Raw genomic sequence first — 14,176 nt, 5'->3', positions numbered from 1 at the left:
TATTACACAGCTATCGGAGGTGGAATATGATGTCCAAGGATTTGCTCAAGAAAGCTGGCATTTTAGGTGTTTCGTTTGGTCTGATGGCAAGCCCATTAGCTTTCGCTCAAACCGATGAAAATTCATCGATTGATGAGAATCAAGGTATTACGGCTGACGAGCAGCCTATGGATTCCCAAGGAACCGGAAGCTCAGAAAGCAGTAGCACAACAAACACGACTAATGATTTAACCCATGACGAAGGCGACAATGCCAGCGACATGGAACCCCAGTCAAGCAGTCACTCAGATGACGCTGATTATGATGAAGATGAACTTATTGAAGAAAACAGCGGTAGCTAATTATTGGTGATTTTTTTAGATATCATTGAATGCTTTCTCATTGGATGAAGAAGTAATCAACAGGATGTTGTAATGCAAGGATGTCTTTCGGATTCAAGGATGAATCAATAGGAAATCAAAACGTTAGTCAGGGTAAATTCCAAGGTTGGAGTCTCGCACAAGGAGTGGAAACTAGCGTTAGTCATTACCTATAACCAATTCTGATATCGGGCCCTGCGCTAGCAGGGCCTAATTTTTTGCTGCTGACTTTTCTATATTGCTCTCCTTTCGTTTTCCCATCCGTACTTTTTCTCCCATCACCCTGGCGTCGAAACGACGCTTTTAACTCTATTGTGCTGTCTTTTTGGTATGCATCGAATTGATATACCCACCTAAGGTGTATTTTGCATGATGTGTCATAAAGGCACAGACAGTTTTGCGCATGTGTCATTGGTACACATGCTATTAGCGTGCTTTTGTTTTTTGCATCACATGATTGCGCGCAAAACAATTATTTCAAATATATGATTTTATTGATTTTTATTTTACTGAGGCTATTTTGGCATTGCTTGTGCAGTCTATGGGCAGTGAAGCTAACCGCAGTGAGAACTGGCCGCGAGCCTGTCCTTACTTCACTTCAGCGGTATCAAATAGTCATCAGGAGTAAAAAAGTATGTTTAACGTATTTGTTAAAAAAGCAGCCGTTGTGGGTCTCTCTTTGGGTTTGCTGGCAAGCCCGCTTGCCTTTGCGCATATCTCTATCGAAGCGAATCAAGATTTATCCGTTAATGATGAGCCCATTAAAGCTCAATCGCACCGCACGAACGATCAAGCTGATTTTAGCCCATCTGACTTGATGTACGATGAAGGTGAACGTCCAAATGTTATCAAGGCAGAGTCTCACCGCACTAGCACTCAAGCAGATTTCACAGCGAAAGATTTAACCCAGGATGAGGGTGATGGCAACGTTTGGTAACAAAAGTTTGCAATTTTGAAGAAATATATTACGATTAGAGAGTGATCTAAACACGCCGAAGCGTGTCACACCACAGGGATGCGCATCGATTCACGGAATGAATCAAACGACAATCAGAGCGCTGGTCAGGGTTAAATTCCAAGGTTGGAGCCCCGCAAAAGGAAAGGAAGCCAGCGCAAGTCATTGTCAACATCTTGTGTCCTTAGACCCTGCTGATGCGGGGTCTGATTTTTTGCGATGCAAGGCTCCCGTGATGATCCTCTCTTAGCTTAACCTGCTACTTACGCGCTGCTAGATACTTTCCATCATCGCACGCTCTCAGCTCGCTCGTTGGGATGCCGATGCTGGTTTTTCGTATAGATAGAGCGACGCATGTGTAATTATTGCTCAATTGTTTTTGGTAAAATAAGTTTGCGAGAGCTTATTTTTTGCACAATGTTTAACCCATAAGATAATGATTTATTTATATTTTTTATTTATTGATGGGGTTTGGTATACAGTGTGCTTTATTAACGATGGATTGGCCGCTTTTATTATCATGGAGCGGTATACAGAAATAATGAGGAGAGCGTCATGTTATCAAACGAAATAGGCAAAAAACTCGCTATCGTAGCGACAGCTTTGGGTCTAATCGCGAGCCCGCTGGCAATGGCGAACTCATCAATTGAATTGAATAAAGACCGTTCCGCTGGTCAGAATGTGATCGATAAGCCTACGTCACACAGACCGTCAAACGCAGCTAACACCTCGGCTAATGACTTGAACCGTGATGAAGGCGATAGTTTGGACTTCTCTCCATCCAGCAGTCGCGCTTCTAGTAATGAAAAAGGCGCGACCACTCGTCAAGAAGGCTATAGCACCGGCGAGCTCAACCGAGATGAAGGTGATAGCACCGACTGGTAAATAATAGAATACGTGTAACTGCTAATGTAATCGTTACTCGCTAAAAACCCCGCTGAAGCGGGGTTTTTGCTAGGTGTTAAATAAAAGCAACCGACATCAGTGATGATGCCCATCAGCAGCTTCGCTACCCTCTTGGGCGCTCTGTATCCAGACCTCGATCTCTACGTCACCTTGTTCAGCGAAGGTGAGCGTGAGGGGAAATCGCTCACCCTCCTTCAGCGGCTCGTTTAAGCCAAGCAGCATTAAGTGAAAGCCCCCACCAGGGCGCATGGTATAAGTCTCCCCTGCCTCGATACGAATCTCGTCCACATGCCGCATCTGCATCATGTCGTCGTTCATTTGCATATCGTGGAGCTCAACGCTGCTGCTTGCCGGGCTGCTCGCGCCAATAAGCGTAACGGCGTCAGAAAAGGCGGAGATATCCACATAGGCGGCGCCATTTTCAGCACTCGGTGGGGTCGGGGTGGCGAAGGGATGCGCGATACGCAGAGCGTCTGTTTGTACGTCATGGGCTAGTGCTACAGACGCTATGGAAATAGACATGGCGCCCATCAAGAGCACGCCAGCCAGCCGAGCCAAGGGTTTTAACATGTGGCGATTCCTTTATTGTTGATTGAGTTCAGGATAGACGAGCAGAATGTAAAGGTAGCAAAGTGGCGTGGCCTGGGTAATAAGCGCCTACTGCGGTGTGATGCCGCGTGTATCACCATGTACATTTCGGTAATGGTCATCCCAGAGCAGCACGGCACCGGCTACGGCACCAGGAATCAGAAACAGATTGGCCAGCGGAATCCAGGTGATAAGCGTGACCAATCCGCCAAAGCTAAGGCTTTGCCACCAGCGCTTAGCGAGTCGTTGGCGCATATCGGCAAACTTCACCTTGTTATTATCCATTGGGTAATCCAAATAGGTGATGGCCATTACCCAGGCAGAAAACAGCGCCCAGAATAGTGGGGAAACTATATTCACGCCGGGAATCCAGCTGATCACAAACAGGCCCGCAGCACGGGGCAGAATATAAGCGAGCTTAACAAATTCGCGGCCCAGGGCATCAATGGCTGTTTTGGCCAGGTTTCGGTCATCAAGGGGCTCACGACCAGTGGCTTGAATTTCAACTTTCGCGGCTAAGAAGCCATAAAAAGGGGCTGCGATTAAGCTGGTAACCAGCGTGAAGGTAAAAAACACCACGACGAGCAGGCAAATCACAAACAGGGGCCAGATTAACCATGCCAGCCAATCAAGCCAGGCAGGTACCATGCTCATCCAATAAGCTAACCAGCCATCGAAGCGGCTGAGCACAAAGCTGAACATACTTACGTAAACAATCAGATTGACTAAAATTGGCAGGAAAATATAGCGGCGCATACCCGGCTGATACACACAGCGTGTGCCTCGGCTAAGCGCAGTGACAGCATCCAGCATGTTGGTGAGCTCCTCGTGATTCAAACGTCCAGACCGCTTAGCAGCCTGGACGTATTGCAGGAGGAAAGCCCTATCAGGTCAAGACTTTTTTAGTACCTTCGGATCCAGATCGTCGGTGTCACTATGGCGAATATCCAGTCCTTTGACGAGATAAACCACGTACTCCGCGAGGTTATCGGCGTGGTCACCCACCCGCTCCAGCGCACGCAGTACCCACATGATGCTGAGTACCGAGGTAATAGAGCGCGAGTCTTCCATCATAAAGGTCATTAGCGAGCGCATAGCGCTGCTGTACTCGTCGTCTACCAACTCATCTTCACGCACGACCTGCATGGCCAGGTCAGTATCAAAGCGGGCAAAGGCGGTGAGCGCATCGCGCAGCATTTTACGCACGTGCTCGCTGATATGACGTACTTCCACCAAGCCGCGAATGGTGCTGGTGTTTTCACTCAGTAGCAGCGCGTTGCGGGCGATTTTGCTGGCTTCATCGCCAATCCTTTCAAGGTCTGAGGTGGCGCGAATGACGGCCAGTACCAGGCGCAGATCGGATGCTGCAGGCTGGCGGCGCGCCAGTACGCGGGTACACTCGTCGTCGATTTGCAACTGCAGGTCGTTGACCTGACGATCATTGTCACGCACCTGCTCGGCTAAGCGAGTATCGCCCTCCAGGAGGGCAAAGACAGCATCCTGCACTTGTTTTTCCACCAGACCGCCCATGGCCATCAGGTGGGTCTTCAGCTCTTCCAGCTCCTGGTTGAACTGGCGAGAGATATGCTGGCTGTGAGAGTCGCTAGTAATATCCATGGAGCACTCCTGACGTTTCCGTCGCTAAGGCCTAGGTGATGCGGCCGGTGATGTAGTTTTCGGTACGTTGCAAACGGGGGTTGGTGAAGACTTGATCGGTAGGCCCGTATTCAACGAGCTCACCTTGATGCAAAAAGGCGGTGTAATCTGATACGCGCGCTGCCTGCTGCATATTGTGGGTGACCAGTATCAGCGTTAGCTCCGATTTGAGGTTACGGATCAACTCCTCAATTTTGAGGGTTGAAATGGGGTCGAGTGCCGACGCAGGTTCATCAAGCAGCAGCACGTCGGGCTGTACGGCCAAGGTACGGGCAATCACCAGGCGCTGCTGCTGGCCACCGGAAAGCTGCCAGGCGGAGCGGTGTAGGCGATCTTTTACCTCTTCCCACAGAGCGGCTGAAGTAAGCGCCCACTCAATAATGTCGTCCCTTTTGCGCTTGGGCATGCGCTGTTGCAGTCGTAGCCCAAAGGCCACATTTTCATAGATCGACATGGGGAAGGGGTTGGGCGTTTGAAACACCATCCCGACACGCCGCCGCAGCTCGGTTACATTCATGTGCGGGTTATGAATATCTTGCCCTTCCAGCATGATTTGACCGCTGTGGGATACCGACTCATTAAGATCGTGCAAACGGTTAATGGCCCGTAACAGCGTCGACTTACCGCAGCCTGACGGGCCGATGAAGGCGGTGACACGATGTCGGGGAACGCTCAGGGTTAAGTCGCGCAACGCCTCTTTCCCCGCATAAGCGAGGCTAAAGTGATCGATGCTCAGGCAACTGTGCTCGGACGAAAAGTGCGCCACTGGTGCCTGAGAGGTATTAGCTGAATGTAATGACGCTAGCATTCGTTTCCCCGTTGACGCCTAAGATAATGACGCAGAAATATGGCAGTTAGGTTAAGCACCAGCACAATTAACACTAAAAGTAGTGCCGTGGCGTAAACCAATGGGATGGCAGCCTGCACATCTTCGCCGTGAAAGGCGGTATCAAATAAATGATAGCCAAGGTGCATGAACTTGCGCTCTAAATGTAGGTAAGGAAACTCACCATCGATGGGCATTTGAGGCGCCAGCTTAGCAACGCCAACCAGCATGAGCGGCGCCACTTCGCCGGCCGCGCGGGCAACTGCTAGAATGACGCCCGTCAGCATGGCGGGGGCCGCCATGGGCAACACGATACGGGTGAGCATCTCTAAGCGCGTAGCGCCGAGTGCCACGGCACCTTCCCGCTGCGCTTCGGGAATCCGCGCCAGTCCCTCTTCTGTGGCCACGATCACCACCGGTAGGGTCAGCAGTGCCAGGGTGAGTGATGCCCATAACAGGCCGCCGGTGCCAAAGGTGGGCGAAGGCAGCGTATCGCTGAAAAACCATTCATCCAGCGAACCGCCGATGCCGTAAACAAACACCCCCAAACCAAATACCCCGTACACGATTGACGGAACACCGGCCAGATTGCGCACGCCAATACGCACCAGCCGGGTCAGTCGCCCCTGGTGAGCGATTTCATTGAGATAAATAGCGGCCAGCACGCCAAATGGGGTCACCATTACCGACATTAAAATCACCATTAGCACCGTGCCAAATATGGCGGGCCAGACGCCACCGTCGGTATTGGCTGCTCGTGGGCCCTCGCTTAAAAACCGCCACACTGCCTCCACCCAGGCGCGCGTTTTCTGCCACCCGCTCATGGCATTGGGGGCTTGTGCGCTCACCACGCTGGCCAGCGGTTGACGCAGAATTTGGCCATCCACGGTAGTGAGTAGTAGCTGGCTCTCCTGGCGCTGGTTGGCGGGTAGCGTTAATAGGGTCGCCAACTGTTGCCAAGCGGCGTCTCCCTGCCAGCGCTGGTCGCCCTGCTCAATAGCCACCAAACGGCCAATAAAATCTCCCCAGGGGCTGCGCTCGATGCGGATCAGATCCTTGGGTTGGGCGCGCTCGACAATTTCATCAATCGCCACCCAGCGCCAGCGAACACCCTCAATATCCTGATTGCCGGTGAAGTAGAGTCGTTCTTCCCCCGCCTGTTGGGGAAGCGCGACCTCGCGCACGGCTTCGCCAGCAAAGGTTTCACCCGAGCTAAGGGTGATCTCTTCCAGCGTGGCGGGCCAGAAGTGACCGAGCCCGCGTACCAGCAGTAGCGTGAGTAGGGCGCCCAGCATCAGCAGGGAGAGCGCTACGCTGGCTGCGCAAAGCCATGGCCATACATTATTTACCCGGCTAAAACGACGGCAAAGAGAGGCGGCGTGGGACGCAGAGGTCATCATGTGCCCCCCATCTGGCGGAAGCGGCGGCGTAAGCGCTGGCGGACGACCTCGGCAAGGGTGTTAACCAGAAACGTGAAGATAAACAGCACCAGGGCGGCCAAGATCAGCAGATGATAGGTCTGGCCACCGGGGGACGCTTCAGGCAGCTCAATGGCAATAGCCGCGGCCATGGAGCGCATACCCTCGAAGGGGTTGGCGCTAAACAGGGCCGTATTGCCGCTGGCCATCAGTACGATCATGGTTTCACCTACCGCCCGGCCCGCCCCAATCATTATCGCTGAGAAAATGCCTGGGCCCGCTGCCACCAGCGCCACTTTCCACAGCGCCTGCCAGCGGCTGGCCCCCAGTGCCTGGGCGCCCTCTATTAAGGTCGAGGGCACATCGGCCAGCGCGTCTTCCGCCAGTGAGTAGATACTGGGGATAACGGCAAAACCCATGGCGATACCAACAATCAGCGCATTGCGGGCGGCGTAATCCATGCCGTAGCGCTGGTCGAGCAACTGGCGCAGATCACCGCCTAACCACTGCTGCTCCAACCAGGGCGCGAGCCATAGCGCTATCGCCACCATGAAGACAAGCCAGGGCACTAGCCAAAGGCCTGCCCAGGAAAACGCTAATCGGCGGCGAAGGCGTGATTTGGCCAGTTGCCAGAGTAAACCAGCTAGCGCGGCGCTAAGCGGGAGCCAAATGATCAGCATCAAAGCACTGGCGAGATGACGCTCGACCCAAGGTGCCAAAATAAGCCCGGCAATAAAGCCCACCACGACCCCGGGGATCGCCTCCATCATTTCGAGCGCCGGCTTGATGCGCGAGCGCAGGCGCGCTGACATAAACAGCGCAGAGTAGATGGCTGCCCCCAAGGCCACGGGAATGGCGAACAGCAGCGCGGCGAGTGCGGCTTTGAGGGTGCCCCATGCCAGGGGAGAGAGCTTAGCCAGCGCGAAGGTATCGCCAATCGCCAACAGCGGCAGGGTTTCCCACACCAAAAAGACACCGATAGCCAGGATTGCCAGCAGCACACCTATACCGCCAGCGGTAATTAAACCAGTGGCCATGCGGTCTTTCAGCAGTCTAAGCGGCTGTCGAGAAGAGGGTAACCGAGGTAGGGTCATGTGGATATCATGGCAAAACCGAGGTGATCATAGCGCTGACCAAATGGGGTGAAAACAAGATGTAACGAAAAACAGACATAGACAGATTCCCTACCCTAAGACAATTATGTGTCAGTTAGATGACAGTGGTTTACCACCTTTGTTGGTCGTCAAGGACACTGGAGGTTAACGGGACAAAGCCGGATGCGCGCGCAATCTGCTGGCCCTCATCGGACATAATCAACCGCAGCAGCGCCTGCTCAGCGGGGGGAAGCCGCTCGCCAGGCGGTAGGTTCACATAGAGGTATAGATAGCGCGACAGCGGATAATCACCGCTCTGTATCGCCGCTTCGTTGGGGGGTATCGCAATGCCCTCATCGTTATACAGGCTCAACGCGTGCACCGCCGGGGTGAGGTGGTTAAACCCGGCGTAGCCCATCGCATTGGCTGATTCGCCAACGGCGGCGACCACTGCCGATGAGCCGGGGTGTTCACTGATATCGTTGCGAAAACGTCCGCCGCATAAGGCCCGCTGTTGAAACAGCCCATGGGTGCCCGAGGCAAGATTGCGTCCATGCAGCGCAATGCTGCCAAATGACCAGTCACGGGTCGCTGGCAGTTGCTCCCAACGCCTGATCGGCGCCTCGCCACCGCAGGCCAGTGAGGTTGAGAAGATCTCATCCACCTGCTGACGGGTTAGCGCGCGCAGCGGGTTATGGCGGTGTACAACAACGATAAGCGCGTCACGGGCGACCTTCAATTCCAGCGGTGGGTAGCCGTAGCGCTCGATAAAGTTATCGCGCTCTTCGCCGGTCATCGGGCGAGACATCGGGCCCAGCCGGGTGGTGCCTGCCATCAGCGCCGTGGGCGCACTGGCCGAGCCGCTGGCTTGAAACTGCAGCTTTACCTCTGGATAGCGGGTGGTGAGGGTTTCGCCCCAGCGCAGCATTAGCCCCGCCATCGTGTCGGAGCCCACAGCGCCCAAAGTACCGCTGATAGTGGCGGGTTGCCCCCCGGCTAGGGCGGGTAACAGCATCAGGATAACCACCGCCCAGCTCAATAAAGTGCGCCAAACAGCGAAAGTTACCCCCCCCTTATTGAAAAGAGTCGTCCAACGAGTATTCAAACAAGCGTCCTCTTATGGTTAACTGAAACTACTTCTTTGTGTTGCGATGCAGCAACACGCCTAAACAACGTGACTCTCTGCAACGTTTACAACAATAAACTGACTAAGCGACTAACTCATGACTCTCCTGGAAACCGATTTGGACGATGTACCCGCCCCTCAAGGCCAACTAACATTAAAATTACTGGCTTCCCGCCAAGATACCAATTTTTATGGTGATATACCCGGGGGATGGCTGGTCAATCAAATGGATCAAGCCGCTGAACTGGCGGCCGGGCGTGAAGCGGGCGGGCGAACGGCGACCGTGGCGATTGAAGCCATGGACTTTTTAAGCCCTGTGCGCGTTGGCTCGATGGTCAGCGTTTACACCCAGGTACAAGACATTGGCCATAGTTCAATCAAGATTGATGTGGAAGTTTGGGTGCGTCCTCCCCATGGGCAACGCATAGAGGAGCGCCAGAAAGTCACCGAGGCGCGCTTTGTGATGGTCGCGCTGGACGATAATGGGCGCATCCGAGCGGTGCATAGCGACTAATACACCTCAAAAGAGCTTACTTGAAATAGCAAAAGGGCGCTTAGTGCGCCCTTTTGCCGTGCTTCGTTTACTTGCTTTAACCGTCGACGTTATCGCGGTTCTTGAGGTAGGCGTACTCACCCACATCGCTGAACGGACGTAGCAGCTTCTGGAAAGCAGAGTAAGATTCGTAAACACGGCGTGACTCTTCGTCGCTATCGACCTGACGCTGAATCGCTTCCAGCGATGAGGTGTAAAGCGCTGCCATTACGTCCTCGGGGAAAGTGCGTAGCTGAACGCCATGCTCATCGACCAGTGTTTCCAGTGCCTGGGCGTTGCGGAAGGCAAATTCGCTGATCATGGCCATGTTAGACGCCCGTGCAGCTTCGCGGATCACGTCCTGCAGGTCTTCCGGCAGCGAATTCCAGGCATCCAGGTTGATCGTGCCTTCCAGAACCGCAGAGGGCTCGTTCCACGCCGAGGTGTAGTAGTAGTCAGCTACCTGATGCAAACCAAACGCCAGGTCGTTATACGGCCCTACCCAGTCAGCGGCATCCAGCGCGCCGGTTTGCAGCGAGGTAAAGATTTCCGACCCCGGCATAGTGACGGTGCTAACGCCAATGCTATTCATGGCCTCACCGGCCAGACCTGGCAGACGCAGTTTCAGCCCCTGCATATCGTCTAGTGAGTTGATCTCTTTTTTGAACCAGCCCGCCATCTGCGCGCCAGTGTTGCCCACGGCGAACGGCTTCAGATTGTGATTGGCATAGATCTCATCCCACAGCTCCTGGCCACCGCCATGATACAACCAGGCATTCATTTCGGTGGTGGTCATGCCGAACGGCACGGCGGTAAAGAACTGCGAGGCAGCCACTTTTCCGCGCCAGTAGTAAGAGGCAGAGTGGCCCATCTCAGCGGTTCCAACAGCCACGGCGTCGAATACTTCCAGGGCGGGCACTAGTTCACCCGCGCCGTGGACGCGGATCTGCATGCGGCCGTTAGAGAGCTGTTCTACCCGGCGGGCGAAATCATTCGCACCGGTGCCTAGGGCGGGAAAGTTTTTTGGCCACGAGGTGACCATGTCCCAGGTGTAGGTCTCTTGAGCGCGGGCGCTAGAGGGGGTTACAAAAGGGGCAGCAGCGACACCGGCAGCACCTAGGCCGACGGTTTTAAGGAAGTTACGGCGTTGCATGGCGAGCAAAACTCCGGAAATTATAGGATTTTTTGTCAGCGCGCAAAAAGCGCAGTGTCCGTCCGCCAGTATGCGCTAAGCGGGTTTTACTCGGCAAGCCATAGCGCTCAACGCCCGCGCTTAGCGGCTTAAAGCGGTGTCAGCTTGGCAAAGCCGAGTACCAACCATTTGACGCCTTCACCTTCAAAGCTGACCTGCACTCGGGCGCGGGCACCTTCACCTTCCGCATTAAGAATAATGCCTTCGCCAAACACCGGGTGCTCAACTCCCTGGCCAACGTGGAGGCTAGGCATATCGCCGCTGCTCTCGACGCTTTGCTGAGCGAAAGAGGTGCGCGACGCAGTGACCGGGCGGGAAATATGCCCCCGCAGGCGGACTTCTTCGAGCAGGTGCGGCGGCAGCTCGCGCAAAAAACGCGACGGGCGTGGAAACACTTCTTTGCCGTGCAGGCGGCGGGTTTCGGCGTGTGTGAGGTAGAGCTTCTGCATAGCGCGTGTGACGCCGACGTAACAGAGCCGGCGCTCCTCTTCGAGCCTACCCGGCTCTTCCAGGGACATCTTGTGTGGAAACAGCCCCTCCTCGACACCGGCAATAAATACTACGGGGAACTCCAGGCCTTTGGCGGAGTGCAGCGTCATCAGCTGTACGCTGTCCTCAAACTCTTCGGCTTCGTGGTCGCCTGCGTTAAGAGCGGCCTCTGAGAGAAATGCTTCCAGTGCCGCCATGCCTTCGCCCGCTTCAGGCGCTTCAAAGACATCGCCTTGGGTAAAGGCACGGGCAGCGGTAACCAACTCTTCCAGGTTCTCGACCCGCGCTTGGCCTTTCTCGCCGCGCTCACTTTTGTGATGCTCGATCAAACCGGTATGCACGGTAACGTGATCGATAATCTCGTGTAGCGCCATGCCCGAAGCATCGTTATCGAGCTGCTCAATCAGGTTGGCGAAGGTTTGCATAGCATTGGCCGCGCGGCCTTTCAAGGTGCCGTCGTTAATCGCATCGTGGAGAGCCTGCCACAGCGGAATACCTTGTTCACGGGCGCGCAGGCGAACAATCTCTACCGTGCGTGTGCCGATGCCGCGGGTGGGTACGTTAATCACCCTCTCAAGGGAGGCATCGTCATCGCGGTTGAGCATCAGACGCAGGTAGGCCAGGGCATTCTTGATTTCCAGGCGCTCGTAGAAGCGGTGACCGCCGTAAATACGGTAGGGCATGCCTTGGCGAATCAGCGTCTCTTCCAGCAGCCGCGACTGGGCGTTGGAGCGGTAGAGAATGGCTATATCGCGGCGGTTAAAGCCTTCTTCGACCTTCTCCTTGATGGTATCGACGATATAGCGCGCTTCTTCCAGGTCGTTAAACCCGGCGTAGATCGAGATCGGCTCGCCTTCGATGCCGTCGGTCCACAGGTTTTTACCCATGCGCTCGCTGTTGTGGCTGATCAGCGTATTGGCGGCTTCCAGAATGGCGCTGGTGGAGCGATAGTTTTGCTCGAGTCGCACGGTATGGGTTTGCGGAAACTCCTGCTCAAAGCGGCTGATATTCTCCACCTTGGCACCGCGCCAGCCGTAGATCGACTGGTCATCATCGCCCACCGCAGTCATCGGTGTCTTCATGCCGGTGAGCAGTTTTAGCCAAGCGTATTGCAGGGTATTGGTATCCTGAAACTCATCCACCAGTACGTGACCAAAGCGCTCCTGGTAGTGGTTTAACAGCGCCGGGTTGTCGCGTAGTAGCTCCAGGCTGCGCAGCAGCAGTTCACCGAAATCGACCAGGCCGCCGCGTTCGCAGGTGAGCTGGTAGCGCTCGTAGAGCTCAACCATTTGACCCATGTAGGCATCGCCATCGACGTTGACCTGATGCGGGCGCAGTCCTTCCTCTTTGCAGCCGGAGATAAAGTGCTGCACCTGGCGGGGCGGATAGCGTTCGTCGTCGATGGCGTAATCTTTCAGCAGCCGTTTGACCAAGCGTAGCTGATCATCAGAATCGATAATCTGGAAGTGTTGGGGAAGCCTGGCATCTTGCCAGTGGGTGCGCAGCAGCCGGTGGGCGATGGAGTGAAAGGTGCCTACCCACACATGGCGCATCGAGATGCTCAGCAGCGCCTCAAGGCGGGTGCGCATCTCCTTGGCGGCTTTATTAGTAAAGGTGACCGCCAGCAGCGCGTAGGGTGAAAGCCCCTCGGCCTGCATCAGCCAGGCGATGCGATGAACCAGCACGCGGGTTTTACCGGAGCCTGCGCCTGCGAGCACCAATAGATTTCCTTGGGGAGCGCTCACTGCTTCGCGCTGGGCGGAGTTGAGCTGATCGAGAATCGCCGTGACGTCGTCCATAGTAGCCGCTGCCGGATCAAAAAATAGGCGGCTAGTCTAGCACAGCCAGCGAACTGGCTGTGTATACAGGTGTGGCAATCTTCCCGCCTCTGTGTGAGGGCAGGTTTCCGCGAGGGCGCTGTGAACCCATCCGTGGGCGCTACTTTTGACATCCCTGTCAAAAGACCCTCGCTTCAACCTGCCCTCGCACCCGGTTAACCAGAATGTATTGGTAAAGTCTAGGACTCTTCAGGAAAGCGCAGCGTATTAAGGCTCTTTTTAACCGCTTTAAGCTGTTCGGCGAGTTTCGGGCCGCGGGTTTTGGCCACGCCGACTGCCAGTACGTCGATGAGCACCAAATGGGCAATCCGCGAGCTAAGCGGGGTGTAGATTTCGGTGTCTTCGTGAACATCGATATACAGCGGCAGGCTGACCTCTTCGGCGAGCGGCGAGCCGCTGGGGCAGAGGCCAATGACGGTCGCGCCCGCTTCGCGAGCCAAGCGCACGCTGGCGACCAACGCTTTGGTACGGCCGGTTTGGGAAATGGCCACCACCACGTCGCCATCGTTCAAGGTCACCGCCGACATATTCTGCATATGCGGGTCGGCGTAGGCGGAGGTGGAAATTTGTAGCCGGAAAAATTTGTGCTGAGCATCAAAAGCCACCGCGCCGGAGGCCCCAAAACCATAGAACTCGACCCGATTGGCCATCGCCAGGGCGTTGACTGCACGGCCCAGGGCGTCGTTATCCAACCGGTCACGAACCGAGAGTAGCGTACCCACGGTCGAGTCAAAGATGCTGTGGGAAAATTCAGCGACCGAGTCGCTATCGTTCATGGAGAACTGCGCGAACTGACTGCCGCTGGCCAGCATTTGCGCCAGCTGTAGTTTGAAGTCCTGAAAGCCATTGCACCCCAGCGCACGGCAAAAGCGCACCACGGTAGGTTCGCTAACGGTGGCTTCGGTGGCCAGATCCACAATACGCATGTGGATGACCTCTTCGGGGTTGCGCAGTACAAACCGCGCCACTTTTTGTTCGGAGCGTCGAAAGTGCTCCATGCGGCGTCTCATTTCATCAAACAGGGCGCGACTCACGTTCAGCTCCTTGGGTGCTCAACCAACAGGTAATCAACAGTATGCCTTAATGAGTCCATAGGGCCACGAACTATTAGGCAGCCTTCCAACAGCGTTTAAAGGTCGTTAGTCAGTTTTTTTAAGATTGGTCATCATTTTGTCAAGTAGGTTATAGTAATAATTG

At 54.8% G+C, this 14,176-nt stretch carries 14 protein-coding genes; 4 read left to right on the top strand and 10 right to left on the bottom strand.

Going from position 1 to position 14,176, the window contains the following annotated elements; translation table 11 throughout:
* The first annotated feature begins 26 nt into the window (after positions 1-26).
* The 3 genes from OM794_RS22695 (at position 27) to OM794_RS22685 (ending at position 2,199) form a co-directional block, all read left to right on the top strand.
* Complete coding sequence (locus OM794_RS22695) at positions 27-341, top strand: hypothetical protein (protein WP_226249086.1); 315 nt, start codon at positions 27-29, stop codon at positions 339-341.
* A gap of 652 nt (positions 342-993) precedes the next feature.
* The gene (locus OM794_RS22690; protein WP_226249087.1) at positions 994-1,296 is read left to right on the top strand and encodes a hypothetical protein; all 303 of its coding nucleotides are present in this window, start codon (positions 994-996) and stop codon (positions 1,294-1,296) included.
* A gap of 573 nt (positions 1,297-1,869) precedes the next feature.
* On the top strand, positions 1,870-2,199 hold the full coding sequence (locus OM794_RS22685) for a hypothetical protein (protein WP_226249088.1): 330 nt from the start codon (positions 1,870-1,872) through the stop codon (positions 2,197-2,199).
* A 96-nt stretch (positions 2,200-2,295) separates the two neighbouring features.
* Here OM794_RS22685 and OM794_RS22680 read toward each other — a convergent pair whose 3' ends face one another.
* The 7 genes from OM794_RS22680 to OM794_RS22650 all read right to left on the bottom strand — a co-directional run bounded on the left by OM794_RS22680 (position 2,296) and on the right by OM794_RS22650 (position 8,817).
* Positions 2,296-2,790, bottom strand: a complete 495-nt coding sequence (locus tag OM794_RS22680) for a copper chaperone PCu(A)C (protein WP_226249089.1) — start codon at positions 2,788-2,790, stop codon at positions 2,296-2,298.
* An 87-nt stretch (positions 2,791-2,877) separates the two neighbouring features.
* Positions 2,878-3,621 (bottom strand): sulfate transporter CysZ, encoded by a 744-nt coding sequence (gene cysZ, locus OM794_RS22675; protein ID WP_226249090.1) that lies wholly within the window; start codon positions 3,619-3,621, stop codon positions 2,878-2,880.
* 78 nt (positions 3,622-3,699) lie between these two features.
* Complete coding sequence (gene phoU / locus OM794_RS22670) at positions 3,700-4,425, bottom strand: phosphate signaling complex protein PhoU (RefSeq protein ID WP_088698318.1); 726 nt, start codon at positions 4,423-4,425, stop codon at positions 3,700-3,702.
* 31 nt (positions 4,426-4,456) lie between these two features.
* Positions 4,457-5,272 carry a phosphate ABC transporter ATP-binding protein PstB gene (gene pstB / locus OM794_RS22665; protein ID WP_226249093.1) on the bottom strand — a complete coding sequence of 272 codons (816 nt, stop codon included), beginning with the start codon at positions 5,270-5,272 and terminating at the stop codon, positions 4,457-4,459.
* Positions 5,266-6,690 carry a phosphate ABC transporter permease PstA gene (pstA, locus tag OM794_RS22660; protein ID WP_413229652.1) on the bottom strand — a complete coding sequence of 475 codons (1,425 nt, stop codon included), beginning with the start codon at positions 6,688-6,690 and terminating at the stop codon, positions 5,266-5,268. The genes pstB and pstA overlap by 7 nt, the downstream gene beginning before the upstream one ends.
* Positions 6,687-7,802: an ABC transporter permease subunit gene (locus tag OM794_RS22655; RefSeq protein ID WP_226249094.1), complete on the bottom strand. Its 1,116-nt coding sequence runs from the start codon at positions 7,800-7,802 to the stop codon at positions 6,687-6,689. The genes pstA and OM794_RS22655 overlap by 4 nt, the downstream gene beginning before the upstream one ends.
* Positions 7,803-7,932: 130 nt before the next feature.
* Positions 7,933-8,817, bottom strand: coding sequence for a PstS family phosphate ABC transporter substrate-binding protein (locus tag OM794_RS22650; RefSeq protein ID WP_226249095.1), 885 nt, complete (start codon positions 8,815-8,817; stop codon positions 7,933-7,935).
* Between the two features lie 208 nt (positions 8,818-9,025).
* Between OM794_RS22650 and OM794_RS22645 the strand changes: the two genes are divergently transcribed.
* Complete coding sequence (locus OM794_RS22645; RefSeq protein ID WP_088698322.1) at positions 9,026-9,442, top strand: acyl-CoA thioesterase; 417 nt, start codon at positions 9,026-9,028, stop codon at positions 9,440-9,442.
* Between the two features lie 76 nt (positions 9,443-9,518).
* On the opposite strand, the gene OM794_RS22640 is transcribed toward OM794_RS22645, so the two are convergent.
* The 3 genes from OM794_RS22640 to hexR form a co-directional block, all read right to left on the bottom strand.
* A complete protein-coding gene (locus tag OM794_RS22640) occupies positions 9,519-10,613 on the bottom strand; it encodes a TRAP transporter substrate-binding protein (RefSeq protein WP_226249096.1) in 1,095 nt (364 codons plus the stop codon).
* 128 nt (positions 10,614-10,741) lie between these two features.
* Positions 10,742-12,940: a DNA helicase II gene (gene uvrD, locus OM794_RS22635; RefSeq protein WP_226249097.1), complete on the bottom strand. Its 2,199-nt coding sequence runs from the start codon at positions 12,938-12,940 to the stop codon at positions 10,742-10,744.
* A 218-nt stretch (positions 12,941-13,158) separates the two neighbouring features.
* Complete coding sequence (gene hexR / locus OM794_RS22630) at positions 13,159-14,013, bottom strand: transcriptional regulator HexR (RefSeq protein ID WP_022521119.1); 855 nt, start codon at positions 14,011-14,013, stop codon at positions 13,159-13,161.
* Between the last annotated feature and the right edge of the window lie 163 nt (positions 14,014-14,176).

Origin of the sequence: Halomonas sp. BDJS001 (genome assembly GCF_026104355.1) — a bacterium.
Classification (GTDB): Bacteria; Pseudomonadota; Gammaproteobacteria; order Pseudomonadales; family Halomonadaceae; genus Vreelandella.
The sequence above is the reverse complement of the archived record's forward strand: the minus strand, read 5'-3'. Positions and strand labels throughout refer to the sequence as shown.

Coding starts and splice junctions, on each gene's coding strand:
- OM794_RS22690 (WP_226249087.1), top strand. CDS start 994: ATGTTTAACGTATTTGTTAAAAAAGCAGCCGTTGTGGGTCTCTCTTTG.
- OM794_RS22650 (WP_226249095.1), bottom strand. CDS start 8,817: ATGCTGTTACCCGCCCTAGCCGGGGGGCAACCCGCCACTATCAGCGGT.
- OM794_RS22685 (WP_226249088.1), top strand. CDS start 1,870: ATGTTATCAAACGAAATAGGCAAAAAACTCGCTATCGTAGCGACAGCT.
- OM794_RS22655 (WP_226249094.1), bottom strand. CDS start 7,802: ATGACCCTACCTCGGTTACCCTCTTCTCGACAGCCGCTTAGACTGCTG.
- OM794_RS22640 (WP_226249096.1), bottom strand. CDS start 10,613: ATGCAACGCCGTAACTTCCTTAAAACCGTCGGCCTAGGTGCTGCCGGT.
- OM794_RS22695 (WP_226249086.1), top strand. CDS start 27: ATGATGTCCAAGGATTTGCTCAAGAAAGCTGGCATTTTAGGTGTTTCG.
- OM794_RS22645 (WP_088698322.1), top strand. CDS start 9,026: ATGACTCTCCTGGAAACCGATTTGGACGATGTACCCGCCCCTCAAGGC.
- OM794_RS22680 (WP_226249089.1), bottom strand. CDS start 2,790: ATGTTAAAACCCTTGGCTCGGCTGGCTGGCGTGCTCTTGATGGGCGCC.
- pstB (WP_226249093.1), bottom strand. CDS start 5,272: ATGCTAGCGTCATTACATTCAGCTAATACCTCTCAGGCACCAGTGGCG.
- uvrD (WP_226249097.1), bottom strand. CDS start 12,940: ATGGACGACGTCACGGCGATTCTCGATCAGCTCAACTCCGCCCAGCGC.
- pstA (WP_413229652.1), bottom strand. CDS start 6,690: ATGATGACCTCTGCGTCCCACGCCGCCTCTCTTTGCCGTCGTTTTAGC.
- cysZ (WP_226249090.1), bottom strand. CDS start 3,621: ATGCTGGATGCTGTCACTGCGCTTAGCCGAGGCACACGCTGTGTGTAT.
- phoU (WP_088698318.1), bottom strand. CDS start 4,425: ATGGATATTACTAGCGACTCTCACAGCCAGCATATCTCTCGCCAGTTC.